This window comes from Gemmata obscuriglobus (genome assembly GCF_008065095.1).
GTDB classification, from domain to species: domain Bacteria; phylum Planctomycetota; class Planctomycetia; order Gemmatales; family Gemmataceae; genus Gemmata; species Gemmata obscuriglobus.
In genome coordinates, this window is the sequence record NZ_CP042911.1 from 2,687,565 (window position 1) to 2,707,804 (window position 20,240).

Genomic DNA, 20,240 nt, shown 5'->3' on the forward strand with positions numbered 1-20,240 from the left:
GGCGTGGTGAACAAGTGCTCGCGCCGGATTGGAACGACAGCCGGGCTCACGTCACCCGCGGTCACTTCTCGGGCTTCGCCTTCACCTTCTTAAACGCCGCCTCTTCGTTGTCCTTGCTCTTGCCCGCCATTTCGTCGTCGGTCAGCTTGGTCAGGGTAACCGTGTCCTTCACTTCCTCACCCAGAACCTTGAGCGCGAAGGTGAGTTTGTCGCCTTCCAGCTTGTAGGTGCCCTCGATCTTGACTTCCTTCCCCTCCGCCCCGTCGGTGAGGACGACCTTGCCGTCCTTGGTGAACTCCACCACCATGCTCTCGCTCTTCTTGGACTTGTCCTCGCCCTTCTTGGACTTGATCGGCTGCCATTTGCCGATCAGCTTCTTGGCGTCAAACTTCTCGTCGGCCGCTCCCGCCGCGGTTCCGGCGGCCAGCGCGAGTGCCATCCCGATTCCGAGTAAAGTCCGCATCAACGTGCTCCTGTGTACGGGCGCCGCGCGGTGCCGCGCCGGTGAGCACACATTACGTGTCCGTCGAATCGGCGTCTGCGCGGGCCTCCCACTCCCGTTCCGACTCGTCCGCGTCCTCGGTCCGCGGCGCCGGCACGGCCGAAACGCCCAACCCCTTGATCAACAGGGGCAGCGTCAGCCCTTGACCGACGAGGGTGGCAAAGATGACCGCGAACGTGAGCAACTGGATCAGGTCGCGCCCCGGGAACGGTCTCCCGTCTTCGGTCGTGAGCGGCAGCGCCAGCGCCGCGGCGAGCGACACCGCGCCGCGCATCCCCGTCCACCCCACCACCGTCACACTCCGCCACGACGGGTACGGCCCCGCGCACCCGAGCCGGTTGTCAACCCAGCGCGGCACGTACGCGCCCGGGAACATCCACAGCAGCCGCGCGACGATCGTCGCCCCGCACACGCCGGCGGCCCCGATGGCCAGTTCGCGGGGCGTGTGGGTGGTGTCCCCGAACTGCTCCAGGATCTGCCGCAGCGCGAACCCCACGAGGATGAACACCAGCCCGTTCAGCAGGAACTCGATCCACTCCCACACGGCCCGGGCTTCCTCGAACAGTTCGTGCGTGAACACCTCCTCGCACCGGTTCCCGATCCACAGCCCGGCGGACACCGCCGCCAGCACCCCCGACAGGTGGAGGTGTTCCGCGGTCAGGTAGACCGCGAACGGCGTCAGCAGGGTGACCGTGATCACGAGCTTGCTGTCCGCCACCCCGCTCCGATCGAGCCACCGGTGGAACCGGTACACGAGCCACCCGCCCGCCACGCCGACCCCGACCCCGCCGGCGCTGACCAGCACGAACTCCCAGCCGGCACCCGCCAGGGAGAACGCGCCGGTCGCCACGGCCGCGACCGCGAACCGCAACGCGACCAGCGCGGTCGCGTCGTTGACGAGGCTCTCGCCCTCAAGGATGGTAACGATCAGCCGCGGCACCCGGAGCCGCTGGGTGACCGCGACCGCCGCGACCGCGTCCGGCGGTGAGACGATCGCCCCGAGCACGAACGCCACGGCCCACGGCAGATCGAGCAGGTAGTGGGCCGCCGCCGCGACCGCCGCCGTGGTGAACAGCACGAGCCCCACCGCCAACAGCGTGATGGCCCGTAGTTGCGCTCGGAACTCGGGCCACGGGGTCCGGAACGCCGCCGCGTACAGCAGCGGCGGCAGGAACAGCAGGAACACGACCTGGGGGTCGATGCGGAACCCTGGCACCCACGGCTGGAGCCCCAGCAGCAGCCCGCCGACGACCAGGAAGATCGGTTCCGCCACCCTCAGCTTGCGCGCGATCAGGGCCAGCGCCACCGTGACCGCCAGCAGGGCCAAAACCAGTTCGACCGGGTGAAACACCGCGCACCTCCGTGACTCGCATTCACACGAGCATACCCGGTGCGCGTTGACGCCGACAGCCCGACCCGCGTACCCTCTCCTCAACCCCGGAGGTTCCGCCATGCCATACCCCCGCGCGATCGCACCGCTCCTCGTGCTGCTCTCCGCGTCAACCGCGTGGGCCGACACGATCACCCTCGTCGCCGGCGGCGGTAACGGACCCGACGGCGCGGAAGCGACCACCGCCAAGCTGCTCCAACCGTTCGGCGGTGCGAGGTGTGGGCGGAAGCGTATTTGACGGCAGGTGCGGAGATCTGTGGGGCGGCGGGTACGTGGATGTGTTGAGCTTTTCAGACGTGATTCTTGCTCGCTTCAATGTGTTGTGGCAGGAGCCCGGCAAGATCACAACTCTTGCCGGGCTCCGATTTTTCACAACACGTCGAGCGAAAGGCTCGACTCAAGCCAATAAAACGAAAAACTCGGTAGGGTAATTGCCCTACCGGGACAGTGTAATTAGCCACTGTGGTTAATGGGCGCAATCACGGCCGAACCAAACGCGGCATCGGCGCTTTGGGCGGAATGATTACAATCGTCATAGACTCACTCGGATACGGGCTGTCGTACAGGAGGCCATCTCTGTCAAGGAAGCTGGGCATGTACTCCCGGGGGTAGGGAGTCCTTTTTTCCTCCCACGCTTGGTGAGCATTCATCCGACCGTGGTGCTCACCCTTGTCCAACGCTTTCTCTCCAGGCGGAGGGGGGACAACCCCGCCAGGCCGCCGAAGAATACGAATGGTTCTGCATGTGTCAACGCCATCCTTGCGATCGTAGTGGATGTAAACCCTGTCGCCAACTTTAACATCAGTAATGCGGTAGGTGTCAGCAGACCAAGTCTTGGCATACCCACCCTTGGCCAGCTCGCTAGCGAGTGCGAATGTCTTGGCCGGAACCTCTGGATAGTGCTTCTCCTTTAACGACAACTGGGCACCCGTCCTGGGGTTAAACTCCTCGATGAGCACCCGGCGCTCAGGCCAATACAATGTAATCCCTTGGGCGTCTGCCTTCTGGACAAATCCAGAAGTATGACGGCCTGAGTAATTCCACGTGAACGGAACAGAAGGATCAGGCGGAGGTCCCGAGTCCCAGGGGTCTTCCACCTGCGGCCTCGCTTGTTTTTGCCCCCCCGGAACCTGTACCGGGAGGGCAAAAAACATAATCGCAACAGTTAATCCCGTCAGCATACGAGTTACTCCAGATCGCGCATCACTCCCAGCTTAGGCAGGCACAAGATCGTAAACTTCTGTACCGTCCATTACAAGCGTGCTGCCTTGGAGCTTCAAGCCAGGCCCCCCCGGAGGCAAAGCCAGTGTGATATCGATGTCCTCATTCGCCACCACAGGCTTGAAGCCCCCTCCAGCTTCCAGAACGCGGGCAGTAAAGGTCACTCCCAGTGGCAACGTGTTCCAGTTTGGGATGTATATGCTAATAGTGACGTTTCCCCCAATGTAGAACTTCTCATCGGCCCTTATCTTGTCTGCTACCTGATTGCCAACATTTAGCCCGCATAGAAATGTCCCGCCAATCCAATACAAATCCTTGGTGACTTTCAAGGTGCCATATCCACCCAGCATCTTAACAGTCCCGCCAGCAATGGTTAGCTGAGCATCCACCTTCCCCGTGGATGAATTGGCTCCTACCACATCGACAACTAGATTGCCGCCGTTCACCTTCATCGAGCCATACTTGCTCTTGAGAGTGCCATTGGCACCGCTAATCGTAATCGTACCACTGTTCTGTACGATATCGATCTTTTTCGGAGCTGTAGGGTTCGCAGGAGCGAGGTTCGCACCAAAGCTGGCAAACGCACCATCCTCTATATTCAAGTTTCCGCCGTTATTCAGAAACGTGCGATTCTTGGCATCGAACTGAACATTAGTGCCAATAGTGATCGTCCCATTGGTCTTCAGTTCAACTTTCGCCTTGCCGTCATCGTAGCTGCCAGCAGGACCCGACCATACAATGCCGCCCATGGGGACGGCGCTGATAGTCATGGTGGCGTTATCGACCGTCACCGGGCTGCCGTGCGAAAAATTCAGTGACGCATCCGAGGCAAGAGTGGCGCCGTTGTTCACGACCAACGCGCTACCCAAGGTAAGCGTCCCGGCGCTGCTGATCGTGCCGACCGCCCCATTCAGGTAGACGGTTGATTCCGTGCTCGCACTGTTCAGCGTACCCCCGGTCCAGGTGAAGGTGTCGGTGACGGTGAGGTCGGTGCCGGAGGTGGGCTGTGAGATGGCTCCACTAGCCATCAGAAACTCTTTGGTCGCAATCGGGCCGCCGAACGTGACCGTGTTCGTGTACAGGGCAAACGCACTCAATCCTCGGGATTTTTCAGTAGTACCTGTTCGAGGTAGGTATTATCCCATCCGGCCTTGAGTCGCCGGTTCTTGATCCCACATTTGGCGTTTGCCTTCTTCAACATCGCCAAGGCGATCTTGCGCACGAGGGCCATATTCTGCGGGCCGTGCCCTTCACGGAGTCGGTGGTCGTCTTCTCGGAACGCGACATCCAGCACCCAATGGCATGAATTCTCGATGCACCAATGAGCCCGGATCCACGTTTGGAACCGCTTGGCCGATGCCTTCCGCGAGCTGATGTAATACCGCACCTCGTCGCTCGTCCTACCGGCGACCGTGCGGCTGCTGACGAGCACCACGACGGACCGCAACCGGGGCCACACATTCCGGTCCCGGATCGACTCCAGGTCGTCGATCACGAAGCAGAACCGCATCTCCTCGCGCCCGTGGCCCGTTCCTTCGTTGAGGTCGGTCGAGCGGCCCGCGTAGCTCGCCTCTAGGGCCCCCTCGGCCAACCGCTGGATGTCCTCGAGCAGCCGCGGCTGGTTGTCCTTGACCGCCAGCAGGTAGTCCCCCTTGGCGGCCACGATCTGCTGGGCGATGTCCTTCTGGGTGCCCATCGCGTCGATGCTCACCAGGGCCCCCGCGAGGTCCAGCCGCTCCAGCAGTTCCGGGATCGCGGTGATCTCGTTGGACTTCTCGTCGGTCTTCACCTGGGCCAACGTGAGGCCCAACTGCTGAGCCCATGCGCTGACGATGTGTGTGGCCTTGCGAGCCCCCGTGCCGGTGACCCGCTTGGACCCCCGCATGGTCTTCCCGTCGATCGGGATGTGGGGCACCCGGAGGCCCTCGGCGGCGTCCGCGACCCACGCCCGGAAGCACCGCCCGAACGCCTCCGGGCGGACCAGCGCGAACACCCGGTTGAGGGTGTCGTGGGACGGAATCCCGTTGCGCAGCGTCAGCCCCAGCCGGTCCCGGAACCAGGACTCCTTGGCCCGCGCGAACTCGGCGATCGACACGAAGTCATCGGCCCCGACGATCGTCCCACAGGTCACGATCATGAGTACATCAATCAAGTCGTGGAAGCACTTCAACTCGACCCGCGGATCCGGGATCTGGGACAGGTACTCGATTAACGGGCGTGGGCCGGGGGCGGCACTCATCGGCAGACTCCGAGGCGGTGAGGGCGCGCCAGAATCATATGGAGGCGGGGCCGCACATGCGCAGGAGGCGAGCGATGGCCGCTCGATCACACGCCTCAAAATTAGCTAGAATCCAGCGATTCCTAGGGGATTGAGTGCGTTTGCCCTGTGTTCGTGTAGTCGATCTTGACCGATTTGAGCGTCCCGCCACCGGACACAATGAACCCGTCGCAGTTCGGTGCCGCACCTGCGCCCAATCCGCCCCCGAAGATCACGCTATCCCCGGCGATGGGCAGGGGGTGGTACGGCTCTTCGTCCCAAGGCGTAGATTCGAACGCGGCAGCCCAGTTGCCGGCGTCGAGCGCGTTCGTGCCGACGGTCCCGAGCCACGTGAACGTCGCCGGCACCTCGCGCGCCTCGAACTGATCCAAGCGCGGGCGGAACCGGTTGCTGGGACTTTTGCGGGCAGACGTTTGCGGCAGGGAGGAATTCAAGCCGAGCCGGCGAACCAGGGACGACAGGGCGGAGGTCAACATTAAGGTTCCCGTTGTGTGAAATGCGCCCCGCAACCGCGAGGAGCGGTCAGATGGTACCGGCGCACGGAAGCTAGTCAACGAAAGTTTTTTTAATTCAGAGCGAACGAGATCAGTTCACGGTTTGCGCAGTTGACACGCTTCGATGTGGCCGAGTGTCGCAAATCGCTTTTTGATAATGATTTGTGAAATCGGCCTGCCGGATGCTCCGGAGTGGGGTTGCGGAACTTGGTTGTATGATTCCAAGGCGTTTCTCGCATTCCCAGGCAGTTTCGGGTAGGAGCGCGCAAACCGCGAACTGACCTCACATTCCCCTGAGCCCGCCGACGACGAGGAAGATCGGTTCCGCCACCCTCAGCTTGCGCGCGATCAGGGCCAGCGCCGCCGTGACCGCCAGCAGGGCCAGGACCAGTTCGACCGGGTGAAACACCGCGCACCTCCGTGACTCGCATTCACACGAGCATATCCGGTGCGCGTTGACGCCGACAGCCCGACCCGCGTACCCTCTCCTCAACCCCGGAGGTTCTCCCGTGCCATACCCCCGCGCGCTCGCACCGCTCCTCGTGCTGCTCTCCGCGTCAACCGCGTGGGCCGACACGATCACCCTCGTCGCCGGCGGCGGTAACGGACCCGACGGCGCAGAAGCAAACACCGCCAAGCTGCTCCAACCGTTCGGCGTGGACTTCGACGCCCGCGGCACCACCTACATCGTCGAGATGGCGAAGGGCGAGCGGCTTCGCGCCGTCACAGGTGGGAAGCTGGTGACGCTCGCCGGAACCGAGGGCAAGAAGGGCGATCAGGGCGACGGCGGCCCGGCCGCGCAAGCCACCTTCAACGGGATGCATTCGCTGGCCGTTGGCCCCGGCGGCACGGTCTACCTCGCCGACACCTGGAACAACCGCGTCCGCGTGTTCGACCCGGAAGCCGGCACCGTGAAGGCGTTCGCCGGCACCGGAACGAAGGGCTTTTCCGGCGACGGCGGCCCCGCGAAGGACGCCAAGTTCGGGGGCGTGTTTTGCGTCGCCTTCGACCCGGCGCAGAAGAACCTCTACGTTACGGACCTCGACAACCGCCGCATCCGCAAAATCGACATGAAGACGCAGACCGTCACCACGGCCGCGGGGAACGGCGAGAAGGGCGTGCCGAAGGACGGCGAGAACGCGCGGACGCAACCGCTGGTCGATCCGCGGGCGCACGCGGTGGATAAGGACGGCAACCTGTGGGTGCTCGAACGCGGCGGCCACGCGCTTCGCGTGGTGGACCCGAAGGGGACGATTCGCACCGTCGCCGGGACCGGGAAGGCCGGCCGCGGCACGGGTAAGGCGCTCGAGGCCGCCATGAACGGCCCCAAGCACCTCTGCGTCGATAAAGACGGAACGGTCCTGATTGCCGACACCGAGAACCACCGGGTCGTGCGGTTCGATCCGAAGGCGGGCACCCTCACCGCCGTGGCCGGAACCGGTAAGAAGGGTAACAGCCTGGGCGGCGGCGACCCGCTGAAGGCCGAGTTCAACCAGCCGCACGGCGTGACCGTTCACCCGAAAACCGGCGACATCTACATTTCCGACGCGAACAACGGCCGCGTGCTCAAAATCACCCGCGAGTAGAGCCCGCGGCGCCCCTCCGGACCGAGGTTGCCAATGACACGCATTTACCTGCTCCTCCTCGCGGTCGGGTTGGCCGCGGTGCCATCTGCCGCGCAACCGCTCAAGCCCCTCGCGAACCGCAACGTGCGGTTCGGGATGCCGGGCGAGGCGAAGGCCGACCCCGACAACAAAGAGGCGTACCTGATCGAGCGCCCGCAGTACGTGCTCTCCTACAACGACAAGCGCAAGACCGCCAACTGGGCCTGCTGGCAGCTCGCGAAGAAGGACATCGGCAAGGTCGCCCGCGGGGCGTTCGCGCCGGACAAGGGGCTGCCGAAGGATTTCGCCGCGATCGGGTCCGGCGTCTACACCGGCAGCGGCTTCGACCGCGGCCACTTGGTCCCGTCGAAGGACCGCTCGGACACCGAGGCGGACAACGACGCCGTGTTCGTGATGACCAACGTCGTGCCGCAGTCGCCCAAGTGCAACCAGGGCGCGTGGGAGAAGTTCGAGCGGTACTGCCGCGAACTCGCCGAGGACGGTAAGGAGTTGTACATTGCCGCCGGTCCGTATGGGCTCGGCGGCACGGCCGGCGACGGCACCAGGAAGATCACCATCGGCAAGCACGCTCCGTTCGTCACCGTCCCCGCGAGCGTGTGGAAGGTGGTGCTGGTGCTCGACCGCGGCACCAACCCGAACCGGCACAGCCGCGCCATCGCGATATGGATGCCCAACGACGGCACGGTCGATGAATACGACTGGGCCAAGTACCGCGTTCCCGTGGCCGAAGTCGAGAAGAAAACGAAACTGAAGTTCTTCCCGCTGGTCACCGAAGAAGTCGCGGCGGCGCTCAAAGAGAAGGCGGACGCGGTCCGGGTCGCGCCACACAAAAAGTAACGAGGCGAAGAATGGCGAAGCAAGACCCCGTGCTGAAGGAACTCCGGTCGGCCGCCAAGGGGCTCCTGTTCCCGAGCGAGACGGACGCGCCGCTGGAGGCGTTCGCGTGGCCCGGCGGCGACGGCCCGCCCGACGAGGCCGCCGTTCGTGCGAACGCTAAAGTTGATGCCGAGGTGCCGGTCGAGCGGCTCACGCTGGCGGACCTCACCCGCACCATCCCCGACGAGGGGCGCGGCCCGTTCCTGCCGCTGTTCGCGGTGCTGGCCCACCACCTGAGCGGCGCCGCGGTGTTCAAGGTCGGCGAAACCGAGATCGACGTGTACATCGTGGGCCGCACCACCGACGGCCGGTACGCGGGCGTGAAGACCAAGGTCGTGGAGACGTGAGTCGCGGGAGCTGAGGAATGGCCTCGAAGAACTTTCTGGATACCCTGACGCCGACCCAACGGATCGTGGCCGGCGTGCTGATCCTCATCATCGGCGGCATCGCCGCGCTCCTGCGGATTCAGCAGGAGAAGCACGCGCCGCCGGGCGGGCCGACCGGCGACAACCGCAACGTGCGGTTCGGGACGCCGGCGCCGGCCGAACGCGACCCGAACAGCCGGGACGCGTACCTCATCGAACGGCCGCAGTACACGCTGTCCTACAACGACACGAAGCGGACCGCGAACTGGGTGTGCTGGAACCTGACGAAAGGCGACATCGGCAACACCCCGCGGCTGTCGCACTTCGATCCCGATCCCGAGTTGCCGGGCTCGTTCCGCAAGGTGAAGCACGACGACTACACCGGCAGCGGGTTCGACCGCGGCCACCTGTGCCCCTCGAAGGACCGCACCGACAGCGCGGACAACAACGCGGCCACGTTCTACACGACCAACATCGTCCCCCAGTCGCCGGCGTGCAACCGGGGCGGGTGGGAGCGGTTCGAGTCACACTGCCGCGACCTCACCCGGGACGGCAGCGAACTGCACATCGCGGCCGGCCCGCACGGCACCGGCGGCACCGGCGAGAAAGGCCCGCACGACACCATCGGGGGCGCGAAGGTGAACGTGCCGAGCGCGACCTGGAAGGTGGTGCTGGTGGTCCCGGCCGGAAACGCCCGCCCCGGCCCCGATAGCAAAATGCTGGCGGTCTGGATGCCCAACGACCAGAGCGTCCCGGAGGCGTGGAAGCCGTATCAGGTGTCCGTGGCGACGGTCGAGCAGCGCACCGGTTACAAGTTCTTCCCGCTCGTCCCCGATGATGTCGCGGCGCCGCTGAAGGCCCGCGAGCCGTAGCGCCCGCGGTCACCACGCCTCGTCGGTCGGGGGCGGCGCGTACGCCCCCGGCTTCAGCCGCTCCGCGTACCGCGAGATCTGGCGCCAGTACAGGATCGCGTACACGAACGCGATGGGGTACGTGATGAACGCCGGGTAGAACAGCACGCCGCTCGCCAGCAGCGTGAGCAGGGTGAGCCCCCGGGTGCGCCCGTAGGTCTCGCGGCGGCTGTGCATCTGGCGGGCCAGGAACTCGTTCCGCAGCGACTCGGCGACCCGCTCCACGGTCACCGTACACCAGACCAAGTTGAAGATCGGGATCAGGTTCAGCCACACCTGCCCCGGCGACATGCGGCGGTTCTCCGGCTCCACCCGGAGCAGCGCCTTCTGAAGCGCCGACAAGAACCCGGCCGCCAAAACGATCGCCAGCACGACCGAGGTGACGAAGCACCCGAGCCCGCACAGCACTTCGAAGAAATCGCTATCGAACATGGGCGGGCTCACCTGAGCGAACGGGGGTCAGCGCCGCGGGCGGTCCCACGGTTTGCGGTCGTCGTCATCGTAATCATCACGGTCCCGGCGCCGCGGGCGGTCATCCCCGTCGTCGTACTCGTCATCACGGGCGCGGCGCCGCGGCCGGTCGTAATCCTCGTCCTCGTAATTCTCGTCGTCGTAATCCTCGTCGTCGCTGTAGTCCTCGTCGTCGTAGTCGCTCCGCCGGCGGCGGACGTACGTCCGGAGTGCCGAAGACATGCCGACCAGCAGCATCACGTAAAAGATGCTCCCGACGAGGGCGATGAGTAAGGCGAGCATGCTCAGCAGCCCGCCGACGATCACGGCGACCGCCATCGGCCCCGCGGGGGGGGCACCGCCCCCGCCCCCGGCGCCCCCCGGCCCCCCGCCGGCCATCATGGCCCCCATCCCGGCGAAGATGGTCACGATGGCGATGAGGTAACACACGGCCGCAGCCACGCCCAGCCACATGACCAGCATCGCCCGCGAGGCCAGAGCCGAGGAGCGGATGAATTTGGCCAGCGACCGCGTGAACAGCAGGAACAGGATCGTCGCGAGCAGTCCGCCCAGTAACGTGACCCCGGAGAGCACAAGCTTCGCTGCCGGGGGCAAAAAGTTGCCCCCGACGTTGTCCGCGATGCTGAACAGGTTGGCGCCGACGCTGCCGAGTTCCATCACCACAGCGATGGTGATGAGCGACTTTGCCGACGCTGCCTGCGGCGGCACCGCGAGACACATCACCCGGCCGATCAGCCCGAGTACGGCCCCGAGCAGCCACAGGCCGGCGAAAATCACCATCAGGATCATCATCCCGCCGAACGCGGCCATCGGCGCGCCGGGTGGGCCGTTCCCCCTGCCGCCGGGGCCGGCGGCGGCGGCCCCGGCCATGCCGACGAGGCACGCCCCCACGAACAGAACCGCGACGGACACTATTGTGATAATCATACCGTACAAGATCAGCTTGAAGCCGGTCGCCACTCGGAGCAGTGCGTCGTTCATCGGGCTCTCGCTTCAAATTGGGGTGCCGGCCCGCTCGGAACGTGCCGGGCACAGGTGGTTTTACTCGTCGACGAGAGCCGGTCACCACCGGTTCCCGGGCGGGTGCCGGCCGTCGTCGTCTTCGTTGTCGTCCTCATCGACGTTCCGTCTCCGGGGCGACCGGCCGCGGCCGTTCCGCCCGTCGTCGTAATCGTCGTCGTAATCGTCGCTCGCGTCGGTGTCGTAATCGTCGTCCCGGTAGCGTAACTCCAGCCGGCGGCTCAAATTCGAGACCTTCACCCAGTACAGAATCCAGCACACGAGCCCGCCCACGAACGCGGGCAGCCCGCAGTAGCCCAACACGAGGCTGAGCGCGCCCAGCGCGCTGGCCACGATGCCAAGGGTCTGCCCGTAGTCCTCGCCGCGCCGGTGCCACCCCCGCTCCCGGTGCTCGTCCCTGAGCGTCTCGGTCACGCGAATGATGGTGATAAAAATCCACACGAGGTTGAAGAACGGGATCAGGTTCAGCCACACCATCGCCGGCTCCATCGTCCGGTTAAGGGGGTGGCACTGAGCGAGCGCCCGCGAGAGGGTCAAAAGGTAGAAGATGCTGGCGACGAACAGCAGCAGGTAGAAGCCGCACACGCCCGCGATGACGGCCACCACAATCGCGTCCGGGCCGTTGTTTTGCGCGAGCAAGGTCGGGGGCGACATCACCGCATCCTCTTGAACCGTCGGGTACAAAGAAAGCGGCCCCGAACGGGGCCGCTCAGCGTTCGCGTCACTTCGCGGCGAGCAACTGCCGCAGCACGTACGGCAGGATGCCGCCGTTCTTGTAGTACTGCACCTCTTGCGGGGTGTCGATCCGGCACACCGCCTTGAACGCCACCGTCGTGCCGTCGGGCTTGGTCGCGGTCACGGTCAGCTCGCGCGCCGCGCCGTCGAAGTTCTTGTCCAGCCCCGCCACCAGCCCGCCGATGTCGAACGTCTCGTCGCCGGTCAGCCCATGGCTCGCGGCGCTCTCGCCGGCCTTGAACTGCAGCGGCACCACCCCCATGCCGACCAGGTTGCTGCGGTGGATGCGCTCGTAGCTCTCCGCCAGCACCGCCTTCACGCCCAGGAGGTTGGTCCCCTTCGCCGCCCAGTCGCGCGACGAGCCCGACCCGTACTCCTTGCCGCCCAGGATGATGAGCGGGACGCCGTCCTTCTGGTACGCCATCGAGGCGTCGAAGATGCTCACCACCTCGGTGCCGGGCAGGTGCCGGGTGAACCCGCCCTCGACCGGGGTGCCGTCCTCGCGGGGCGGCACCAGCCGGTTCCGCAGCCGCACGTTGGCGAACGTGCCGCGCATCATCACGTCGTGGTGCCCGCGCCGCGCCCCGTACTGGTTGAAGTCTTTCTGCTCCACCCCGTGGTCGAGCAGGTACTTGCCGGCGGGGGAGTCCTTCTTGATGTTGCCGGCCGGCGAGATGTGGTCGGTGGTGATGCTGTCGCCCAGGAGCGCCAGCACCCGCGCCCCGGTGATCTCGGCGATGGCCGGCGGCATCACGCCCATCCCGCGGAAGTACGGCGGGTTGGCGATGTACGTCGAGCTGGCGTCCCACGCGTACAGGTCGCCGGTCGGCACGCGGAGCGCCTTCCACGACGCGTCGCCCTCGTACACGGCCCCGTAGATCCGCTCGAACGACTCCTTCTTGATGGACGAGCCGACCGCGGACGCGACCTCCTCGTGCGTCGGCCAGATGTCCTTGAGGAACACCGGGGCGCCGTCCGCGCCGGTGCCGACCGGCTCGCTCTCCCAGTCGATGTCCACGCGGCCCGCCAGCGCGTAGGCCACCACCAGCGGCGGGGAGGCGAGGTAGTTCGCCCGCACCTCGGGGTGGACGCGGCCCTCGAAGTTCCGGTTCCCGCTCAGCACCGCCGACACCACCAGCCCCTCGGCCCCGACCTCGCGGGACACGGCCTCCGGGAGCGGGCCGGAGTTGCCGATGCAGGTGGTGCAGCCGTACCCGACCACGTTGAACCGGAGCTTCTCCAGGTCGGTCAGCACCCCGGCGTTCGTGAGGTAGTCGGTGACCACCTGCGACCCCGGGGCCAGCGAGGTCTTCACCCAGGGCTGCGTGCTCAGCCCCCGGGCCACGGCCTTCTTCGCCAGCACCCCGGCGGCCATCATGACCGACGGGTTGGAGGTGTTCGTGCAGCTCGTGATGGCGGCGATCACCACCGAGCCGTCGTGCAGCGCGCCCGGCGGCACCGTCACCGCGGCCGGCTCCTTGGCGCCGAACGGCCCGGTCGCCGGGGCGGCCAGCGCCAGTGGCACGGCGGTCGGCTTCTTCACCCCGGCCTTCAGCTTGGGCAGCGCCTCGGCGAACGCCGCCTTCATCGTCCGGAGCGGGACGCGGTCCTGCGGCCGGGTCGGGCCGGCGAGGCTCGACTCCACCGTGGACAGGTCGAGCTCGAGCGTGTCGGTGTAGCTGGCCTCGGGCGTGTGCGCGTCGTGGAACAGCCCCTGCTCCTTGTAGTACGCCTCGACCAGGTTCACCAGCTCCGCGGGGCGGCCGGTCAGGGTGAGGAACCGGAGCGTCTCGGCGTCCACCGGGAAGATGCCGCACGTGGCCCCGTACTCGGGCGCCATGTTCGCGATGGTCGCCCGGTCCGCCAGCGGCAGGTCGGCCAGCCCCGGGCCGAAGAACTCCACGAACTTGCCGACCACGCCCTTCTTGCGGAGCATCTGCGTGACCGTCAGCACCAGGTCCGTGGCGGTGGCGCCCGGGGACAGCTTGCCGGACAGCTTGAACCCGATCACCTGCGGGATCAGCATGGACACCGGCTGGCCCAGCATGGCGGCCTCGGCCTCGATCCCGCCGACGCCCCAGCCCAGCACCCCGAGCCCGTTGATCATCGTGGTGTGGCTGTCGGTGCCCACCAGCGTGTCCGGGTACGCCACGCCGTGCGCGTCGGTGAACACCCCGCGCGCCAGGTGCTCGAGGTTCACCTGGTGGCAGATCCCGGTGCCCGGCGGCACCACCTTGAAGTTGCGGAACGCGTTCTGGCCCCACCGCAGGAACGTGTACCGCTCCTGGTTCCGCTCGTACTCCAGCGCCACGTTGTCGCGGAACGCGTGGTCGGTGCCGTACTCGTCCACCTGCACCGAGTGGTCGATGACCAGCTCGACGGGCACCAGCGGGTTGATCTTCGCGGGGTCGCCGCCGAGCGTCTTCATGGCGTCGCGCATGGCCGCGAGGTCCACGACGCACGGCACGCCGGTGAAGTCCTGCATGAGCACGCGGGCCGGCGTGAACGCGATCTCCACGTTCGGCTCGGCCTTCGGCTGCCAGAGCGCCAGCGCGTCGATGTCGGCCTTGCGCACCGCGAGGCTGACGCCCTCCGTGCGGAGCAGGTTCTCGAGCAGGATCTTGAGCGAGTACGGGAGCTTCTTCGCCTGCGGGTGGACCGCCTCGACCGCCGCGAGCTTGTGAATCGTGTACGGCTTGCCGCCGACGGACAGGGTGGAGAGGCTTCCGAAGCTGTTCGGCATGACTGGGACCCGCGGGCAGGAGTGAGTGAGCGCTGATCTGGGTATTGTTGGAGATGGAGTGGGCAGTGGGTAGTGGGGGCGGAACGATCAGACAGAGAAGAGGGACGGCCACAAAAAGCACCAAAGAAGAGGCAGCAGGCCGAGGCCCGAGAAATCGCCGCCCCGCTCCTGGTCTTCGACTGAAGCGAGAGGATCTTTCCGTGTTCCCTCACGCGCCACGGGCCGGGCAATCGGTCCCTCAGGTACTTCGCGTGGTAGCTCTGGGGTTCGCGCCGCGCCGGGTGGGCCGCCGGCCCGAGCCGCCTTCCGGAACGCCGTGCCGGCCGCACGCCGCCGCCACGGCACAAGTGGCATAATCAAAAAAGATTGCGCCGAACTCATTAGCAGCAATCGGAATCGACTTCGGTTACTCTCTGTGAGCCAGATCGTGCGCAAAGCACGCGCGTCGCGGGTCGCTCCGTACCAGCGAACCGAGATCGCCGCTAGCAGATGTCCGAACCCCGGAGATCCGCGCGACGGTGATCGGGGCCACGGTTGAATGAAAGGGGAAGGCAATTGAGGTGCGGCCGAGCGCGGCGCTCGGGGCCGTACTCCCGTTCGGGGTGAACGACGGGTTCGGCAAGGCAGCCCCAGGGGGGGGCCGGAGGTACGAGTTCACCCCACGTCTCGCACAAGTTTTTTTAGAAGCGTGCGAATTAGGCGCAGAACGGACGGCACTTTGCGGCTATGATGAAACTTCGCCCGTAAGCGGAGACCCGATGCGCGTTCAAGAAGTTTGTCACGCCTGGGTGGTGTACCGGATGTCCCTGAACAAGGGCAAGGACACCGCGAATGTGGTGTGCGAGCAGCGGGAATGGTTAGCGATCGAGGCGGCCCAACCGGGCCTGCACACGCTCCTGCACTCGGGACTGAAGACCGAGCAAGAAGCCGAGCGGCTGGCGCGTGGCACGTCCGGCGACAACTACGCCAACCGGGGCGGCAAGAAGCCGGCCTACTCACCCGTTCGGAAGATGCCGCAGTAAGTCGTTCGTAACTGGCGCTACTTTCAACCCGTTGCTGTCGTGGCTCAAAGCTACTCGCAACGGGTCATTTTTTCGTCCACTTCCTCGCAATCTGGCTTGAGCTGACTCCGACACGGGCGGATGAACCGGATCAAGACGATCGGCCTTCATTCCCGTTCATCCTGTCGATCCTGTCAAAACCTCCTTCGGCAAACGCAAGGCACGTGTGGGCCGGAACGAAGCTCTACCCGTTCGTCCATTCCGACACCAGTGCGGGCGAAAAGCCGCGCTTACCACCTGAACCAGACCCAAATTGGAAACAACAGCTTAATAATCAGTCCATTCGAAAAAAAAAACCATCCCACGCCCGTTCCCGAAGTGATTGTTCCACCTCTTGCTCGTGCGGCTGTGCGGCCCGCGGCCCCACAGCCGTTTGCCGCGCCGACCGCGTGACGATACCGCCAGGACGGCTCCCCCGCCCTGGCGCTTCGGAAAGCGCGACTCACGGTGCCTTCTTGAGCGCCTGCCCGAGTTTCTCTCGCTCGTCGGCCGCCAGTTTGGGGGCCGTGTCGGCTAGCACCCTGAGGAAATGCTCGGCCGACCTGGGTTCGGTCGGGAAGCCGATGTTGCCGTCCGGTCCGTTCCAGTTCGCGAGCATCTTGCCGTCCGCGTCGAGGACGGCGCACCACGGGATGCCGCCGCCCTCCTTGCCGCGGTAACGCTCCATCACTTCACGGCCGTGGGCGTACCGCCCGCTGTCGATGTCTACGAACACGAAGTGCGGTTCCAGAACGGCCCGGTGCTGCTCCAGGAAGCGGGACAGCAGCCGGCAAGGGCCGCACCACGACGCCCCCTCTTTCAGGAACACCCGTTTCCCCTCCGCTCGGGCCTGCGCTTGAGCCGCGGTGAGCAGCGCCTTCGCGTCCGGGCGCGTCCGGGTGTGTGCCGCCAGGAACGCCTGAATGTCCGCCGCCGCGGTCTTCGGGTCGTCCAGGGACGGGCACTTCGCGGCGAGCACCTTTCCGTCGTCGCCCAGAACGATGAGCGCCGGCCACCGGGCGAGCTTCCGGTCGCGGTCGTACCCATCCCGGAACGCGGCGATCCCCGTGTTGTCCTCCACCGACACGACCACCCGCTCGAAATCGCCCAGCGCCGCCGAGACGGTCCGCTGCTTCTCGATCAGTTCGACCAGCGCCCGGGTCGGCGCCTCGCGGGGATCGCCGGCGACGAGCAGCACCCGTTGGTGATAGCGGTCGGCTTCGGTCCGGGCGGAAGCCACGCGCTTGGCCAGGTCGCCCCGCGGGGCGAAGAACCGGGCGACCTTCTCTTCCGGAGTCGGCGGGCGGTACGGCTTGGCGAGTTTCGTGTCGCCGACCGAGATCGTTTCCGCCTTCGTCGGCGTCAGAGTCGTCAGCCCCATCCAGGGGCCGCGGTCCGGGGTCTCCTCGTGGCTGAGGTGGTACTCCTCCCCGACCAGCATTCCAGTGCAGGTGTACCACCCGTCGCCGTCCGAGATTGCGACCCCGCCGTAAGCGACGTAGTACGGGGCGTTCGGTTGCTCGCTGGCTGGGATATGGACGCCGTACTTCACCCGCCCCCCGGCCACGGGCTTGCCCTCGTGGTCGAGTAGACGCCCGCGGGCGGCGGCCAGTGGCCCGACGCGGACCGTGACCTTTTGCTGGTCGGCCGTGATCCGCACCAGGCCGGCCTGGGACTTGTCGGCCGACCGGGCGTACACGGCCGCCGGGACCGCGACCCGCTCGCCCGAGAACGACCCGTCGGCGGCCGTTGTCGCCTCGAACGGAATGCGGTCGGTGTGCCCCATGTCGGTAGAGTAGACCGCCGCCCCCGCGACCGGCCGCCCCCCGGCGTCCACCACCGTCCCGGCGAGGCGAGCCAGGTTCGGCCGGGTGAGGTGGAGGTCGGTCACCACTTCACGCTCGCGGCCCACGGTGATCTTGGTCGTCTTCACGACATGCGACTGCATGAGGTTGTAATTGCCCGGCCCGACGCAGAACCGGTAGTTGCCGTCGGCGTCTGTCTTCGCCGATCGGTGGAGGTACAGAAAATGGTGCTTCGTGTCGCCCGGCGCCCGCAACTCCTCGGGAAACTCCCCGCCCAACTCCTGGAGCGACAGATGCTCCCCGGCCGCGGGCTTCTTCCCGTCACCGACGGTCATCCGGCCGCGGAGGATCGTGCCCTGCGCGAGCCGGAAGTCGAGCCCGCCGACCGTGGCGCCCGCCCGTGCCACCACGCACGGGCGGCACGCCGCGGCCCACGTGTCGTTGACAACGCCCACCACGTACGCCTCTTCCCCGTTGACGGTCATCTCATACGTGCCGTCGGGTCGGGTGGTCGTAGACTCGTGCCCGTTGTGGAACGCGGCCCCGGCTCCGCTCGCTTTTATCGCGATCCCGACCGCCGGCTGGCCGTCGGCCCCGATCACCCGCCCCGTCAGCCGTGCCTTGCGGATCATTCGCATCGTCCCGTCTGCGGCCGCCGCACCCGGTTTCAGGCTGAACAGCTCAAAGTAGCTGTAATCGGGCGAGTAGGACATAAAGGGTATCCCCTGGTCCGTGTCGCCCACCGGTATCCAGTCGAACGTGGCCACCCCGGCCGCGTCCGTGACAGACTGCACGACTCCGTTGCCGCCGATGTTGGCGTGCTCCGTCTTGCCAGGCAATTGGATGTACCACGGTAGGATCGTCACCCCCGCCACCGGTTTGCCGGCCCCGTCGACGGCCTTCACGCGGACCGTCCGCGCCCCCGACAGCGTCAGGGCGACCTCGTCCGGCAGTGGCTCGCGGTCCCGCCCGCGCTTCGTCTTCAGCGTGGTGACGTAGTCGAACCCGGCACCGTCTTTGAGCGCGAACACGAACGCGACATCGGCCCCTTCAGTGCCCGCGGGGTAGCGAACGGTTGCCGAGCCGTCGCCGATCGTTGTCGCCGTTGCCAGTGGTCCTAACCCGGCGGACACCAGGACGACCCGGGCGCCGGCGACGGGTTGCTTGGCCGCGTTCGTCACCCGGACCGTTGAGGCCCGGGCGGGCAGCAGGGTCACGCGCACGTCCCGGGCGTCTTTGAGGGCGTCGACGTGTTTTAACCCCAACCGCCGGCCGTCCGGCGTTGCAGCAACCACGGTCGGCATGCTCCAGCGTGCAGAGTCCCGATCGGGCGGCAGCGGCAGGCGGAAGGCGCCGGTGCGGTCGGTAACGACAACCGGGTCGCTCGGTTCGGAGGAGATGAACCGGACCTCCGCCCCCTCCGCGCCGGCACCGGCCTCGTCCACCACCCGGCCGGTAATCGCGAGCGGGCCGTCCGCCGCAACCGGCGCGAGCGGCTCGGCCTCCCGGGCCGATTCTGGCGCCGGCTCAGGAGCGTTCGCCGTGACCGGCGGGTTCATGTCGGGCCTCCACGCAGCCATGACGACCACGCCGGCAGAGACGAGGCAGACGGCCGCAACGGCCGCGACGGCCAGTCGCGTCTTGGTCAGGATCATGGATACGGCCTTGAGACGGAGGGTGTGAACGGCACGGTCGCTTGTGGCAACGGCGCTCGCGACGACGGCACTGACGAGGGATTCGGGGACTGCGACCGCCGTCGAGCCCACCGCCGCCGCCAGGAGGCCGGTCGGGAGCGAGACGCCCCGTCGCAGGAGCTTGGCGTGGAGCCGGCTGCGGCCGCGCTCCAGACGGCCGCGGAGCACATCGACGCCGACGCCGAGTTCCCGTGCGGCCTCGTCCCGGGTCATGCCGTCGAAGTAGCACAGCAAGAGGGGGAGCCGGAGGGCGTCCGGCAGCCGGTTCAGCTCCTCGTGCAGAACGTCGGCGACCTCCCGCACGGCCAGGTCGGGCGGTTCGGCCGCGGCGGGGCCGGTCCACTGACCCTCGATCCGTTCGCGCCGCGCGGCGTCCGCGCGGGTCCGCAGGGCCAGGCGGTGGGCGACGCTGTACAGCCACCCGCCCAGAGCCGGTTGCCGACGGATTCGATCGACCTCCCGGACGAGGGCCAAGAAGGCCGCCTGGAACACGTCCTCGGCGTCGGGCGACGCGCCGAGGACGTGCCGCGCGGCGGACAAGACCCGCGGCCCATGTTTGCGGACGATCGCCTCGAATGCGGCCGGGTCGCGGCCCCGGCAGAAGCGGTCGAGCAGTTCCGCGTCGGGCCGCTCGTCGTCCGCACGGCGCAGTCCGTGGAAGAGTCTACTGAGGGTGCGACGGGACATCGGGGCTCTCAGTTCGGTTCGAACGCTCACCTAACTAGAGCAACGAGCCCCGCGGGACGACATGACAATTTCGGTGCCCCACGACATTTTGTTTCGCCCGGGCGGGCGCGCTCACGACCGAGTGACTTGAAACCCCGTAGATCCGGTCAACCTTTTCTGGAGCGATCCATTGAGCCCCCGTACCGCACGGCCCTATCTCGAGGTTTTTTGGCGGACAGCAAGACTGGAGGTCGCGCACGGGGATAACATCCGCACGGGCGTAAAATCAAACAAACAATCAGTCGATTTAAAGCCTAGTGCTCCGTCTACGCTAAGCTGTCGGGTTGCTGAGGCGGTAGTCACTGATACATGAACCCACCCGCGGTGTCGCTTTCTTGACGAGC

18 protein-coding genes are annotated in these 20,240 nt (G+C 66.5%); 6 read left to right on the top strand and 12 right to left on the bottom strand.

What is annotated here, in order from left to right; all coding sequences use genetic code 11:
* Nucleotides 1-61: 61 nt before the first annotated feature.
* Nucleotides 62-463 carry a TIGR03066 family protein gene (locus GobsT_RS11150; RefSeq protein WP_071529225.1) on the bottom strand — a complete coding sequence of 134 codons (402 nt, stop codon included), beginning with the start codon at nucleotides 461-463 and terminating at the stop codon, nucleotides 62-64.
* Between the two features lie 52 nt (nucleotides 464-515).
* Nucleotides 516-1,853, bottom strand: a complete 1,338-nt coding sequence (locus GobsT_RS11155; protein WP_010033967.1) for a Na+/H+ antiporter — start codon at nucleotides 1,851-1,853, stop codon at nucleotides 516-518.
* 100 nt (nucleotides 1,854-1,953) lie between these two features.
* Here GobsT_RS11155 and GobsT_RS37665 point away from each other — a divergent pair, with 100 nt between their 5' ends.
* Nucleotides 1,954-2,130, top strand: coding sequence for a hypothetical protein (locus GobsT_RS37665; RefSeq protein ID WP_010033964.1), 177 nt, complete (start codon nucleotides 1,954-1,956; stop codon nucleotides 2,128-2,130).
* Between the two features lie 241 nt (nucleotides 2,131-2,371).
* Here GobsT_RS37665 and GobsT_RS11160 read toward each other — a convergent pair whose 3' ends face one another.
* The 5 genes from GobsT_RS11160 to GobsT_RS40455 all read right to left on the bottom strand — a co-directional run bounded on the left by GobsT_RS11160 (nucleotide 2,372) and on the right by GobsT_RS40455 (nucleotide 6,294).
* A complete protein-coding gene (locus GobsT_RS11160; RefSeq protein WP_010033962.1) occupies nucleotides 2,372-2,851 on the bottom strand; it encodes a hypothetical protein in 480 nt (159 codons plus the stop codon).
* Nucleotides 2,852-3,106: 255 nt separating this feature from the next.
* The gene (locus tag GobsT_RS11165) at nucleotides 3,107-4,210 is read right to left on the bottom strand and encodes a hypothetical protein (protein WP_010033960.1); all 1,104 of its coding nucleotides are present in this window, start codon (nucleotides 4,208-4,210) and stop codon (nucleotides 3,107-3,109) included.
* A complete protein-coding gene (locus tag GobsT_RS11170; RefSeq protein ID WP_010033957.1) occupies nucleotides 4,207-5,352 on the bottom strand; it encodes an ISAs1-like element ISGob5 family transposase in 1,146 nt (381 codons plus the stop codon). Before GobsT_RS11170 ends, GobsT_RS11165 begins: the two co-directional genes overlap by 4 nt.
* Before the next feature lie 122 nt (nucleotides 5,353-5,474).
* Nucleotides 5,475-5,867: a hypothetical protein gene (locus GobsT_RS11175; protein ID WP_010033953.1), complete on the bottom strand. Its 393-nt coding sequence runs from the start codon at nucleotides 5,865-5,867 to the stop codon at nucleotides 5,475-5,477.
* Nucleotides 5,868-6,168: 301 nt separating this feature from the next.
* Entirely contained in the window at nucleotides 6,169-6,294 is a 126-nt protein-coding gene (locus GobsT_RS40455) for a hypothetical protein (protein ID WP_010033950.1), read from the bottom strand.
* 100 nt (nucleotides 6,295-6,394) lie between these two features.
* Between GobsT_RS40455 and GobsT_RS11180 the strand changes: the two genes are divergently transcribed.
* The 4 genes from GobsT_RS11180 to GobsT_RS11195 are packed head-to-tail and all read left to right on the top strand — an operon-like array spanning nucleotide 6,395 to nucleotide 9,623.
* The gene (locus GobsT_RS11180) at nucleotides 6,395-7,471 is read left to right on the top strand and encodes an NHL domain-containing protein (protein WP_010033947.1); all 1,077 of its coding nucleotides are present in this window, start codon (nucleotides 6,395-6,397) and stop codon (nucleotides 7,469-7,471) included.
* Nucleotides 7,472-7,504: 33 nt separating this feature from the next.
* On the top strand, nucleotides 7,505-8,347 hold the full coding sequence (locus GobsT_RS11185; RefSeq protein WP_010033944.1) for a DNA/RNA non-specific endonuclease: 843 nt from the start codon (nucleotides 7,505-7,507) through the stop codon (nucleotides 8,345-8,347).
* An 11-nt stretch (nucleotides 8,348-8,358) separates the two neighbouring features.
* Nucleotides 8,359-8,733 (top strand): nuclease A inhibitor family protein, encoded by a 375-nt coding sequence (locus GobsT_RS11190; protein ID WP_010033939.1) that lies wholly within the window; start codon nucleotides 8,359-8,361, stop codon nucleotides 8,731-8,733.
* 17 nt (nucleotides 8,734-8,750) lie between these two features.
* Entirely contained in the window at nucleotides 8,751-9,623 is an 873-nt protein-coding gene (locus GobsT_RS11195; RefSeq protein WP_010033938.1) for a DNA/RNA non-specific endonuclease, read from the top strand.
* A gap of 9 nt (nucleotides 9,624-9,632) precedes the next feature.
* Here GobsT_RS11195 and GobsT_RS11200 read toward each other — a convergent pair whose 3' ends face one another.
* The 4 genes from GobsT_RS11200 to acnA form a co-directional block, all read right to left on the bottom strand.
* Nucleotides 9,633-10,094, bottom strand: a complete 462-nt coding sequence (locus tag GobsT_RS11200) for a DUF4328 domain-containing protein (RefSeq protein WP_010033937.1) — start codon at nucleotides 10,092-10,094, stop codon at nucleotides 9,633-9,635.
* Nucleotides 10,095-10,121: 27 nt separating this feature from the next.
* Entirely contained in the window at nucleotides 10,122-11,114 is a 993-nt protein-coding gene (locus GobsT_RS11205; protein WP_010033936.1) for a hypothetical protein, read from the bottom strand.
* Between the two features lie 81 nt (nucleotides 11,115-11,195).
* Nucleotides 11,196-11,807: a hypothetical protein gene (locus GobsT_RS11210; protein WP_010033933.1), complete on the bottom strand. Its 612-nt coding sequence runs from the start codon at nucleotides 11,805-11,807 to the stop codon at nucleotides 11,196-11,198.
* A gap of 67 nt (nucleotides 11,808-11,874) precedes the next feature.
* Nucleotides 11,875-14,631, bottom strand: a complete 2,757-nt coding sequence (acnA, locus tag GobsT_RS11215) for an aconitate hydratase AcnA (RefSeq protein ID WP_010033930.1) — start codon at nucleotides 14,629-14,631, stop codon at nucleotides 11,875-11,877.
* Between the two features lie 758 nt (nucleotides 14,632-15,389).
* Between acnA and GobsT_RS11220 the strand changes: the two genes are divergently transcribed.
* Nucleotides 15,390-15,653, top strand: coding sequence for a hypothetical protein (locus tag GobsT_RS11220; RefSeq protein WP_010033928.1), 264 nt, complete (start codon nucleotides 15,390-15,392; stop codon nucleotides 15,651-15,653).
* 481 nt (nucleotides 15,654-16,134) lie between these two features.
* Here the strand turns inward: GobsT_RS11220 and GobsT_RS11225 are convergent, their stop codons facing one another.
* Nucleotides 16,135-19,857: a sigma-70 family RNA polymerase sigma factor gene (locus tag GobsT_RS11225; RefSeq protein WP_010033925.1), complete on the bottom strand. Its 3,723-nt coding sequence runs from the start codon at nucleotides 19,855-19,857 to the stop codon at nucleotides 16,135-16,137.
* Nucleotides 19,858-20,240 lie beyond the last annotated feature (383 nt).

Excerpts from the sequence above, each read along its gene's own strand:
- GobsT_RS11150 (WP_071529225.1), bottom strand. The coding sequence starts at position 463 with ATGCGGACTTTACTCGGAATCGGGATGGCACTCGCGCTGGCCGCCGGA.
- GobsT_RS37665 (WP_010033964.1), top strand. The coding sequence starts at position 1,954 with ATGCCATACCCCCGCGCGATCGCACCGCTCCTCGTGCTGCTCTCCGCG.
- GobsT_RS11170 (WP_010033957.1), bottom strand. The coding sequence starts at position 5,352 with ATGAGTGCCGCCCCCGGCCCACGCCCGTTAATCGAGTACCTGTCCCAG.
- GobsT_RS11175 (WP_010033953.1), bottom strand. The coding sequence starts at position 5,867 with ATGTTGACCTCCGCCCTGTCGTCCCTGGTTCGCCGGCTCGGCTTGAAT.
- GobsT_RS11185 (WP_010033944.1), top strand. The coding sequence starts at position 7,505 with ATGACACGCATTTACCTGCTCCTCCTCGCGGTCGGGTTGGCCGCGGTG.
- GobsT_RS11190 (WP_010033939.1), top strand. The coding sequence starts at position 8,359 with ATGGCGAAGCAAGACCCCGTGCTGAAGGAACTCCGGTCGGCCGCCAAG.
- GobsT_RS11195 (WP_010033938.1), top strand. The coding sequence starts at position 8,751 with ATGGCCTCGAAGAACTTTCTGGATACCCTGACGCCGACCCAACGGATC.
- GobsT_RS11200 (WP_010033937.1), bottom strand. The coding sequence starts at position 10,094 with ATGTTCGATAGCGATTTCTTCGAAGTGCTGTGCGGGCTCGGGTGCTTC.
- GobsT_RS11205 (WP_010033936.1), bottom strand. The coding sequence starts at position 11,114 with ATGAACGACGCACTGCTCCGAGTGGCGACCGGCTTCAAGCTGATCTTG.
- GobsT_RS11210 (WP_010033933.1), bottom strand. The coding sequence starts at position 11,807 with ATGTCGCCCCCGACCTTGCTCGCGCAAAACAACGGCCCGGACGCGATT.
- acnA (WP_010033930.1), bottom strand. The coding sequence starts at position 14,631 with ATGCCGAACAGCTTCGGAAGCCTCTCCACCCTGTCCGTCGGCGGCAAG.
- GobsT_RS11220 (WP_010033928.1), top strand. The coding sequence starts at position 15,390 with ATGCGCGTTCAAGAAGTTTGTCACGCCTGGGTGGTGTACCGGATGTCC.
- GobsT_RS11225 (WP_010033925.1), bottom strand. The coding sequence starts at position 19,857 with ATGTCCCGTCGCACCCTCAGTAGACTCTTCCACGGACTGCGCCGTGCG.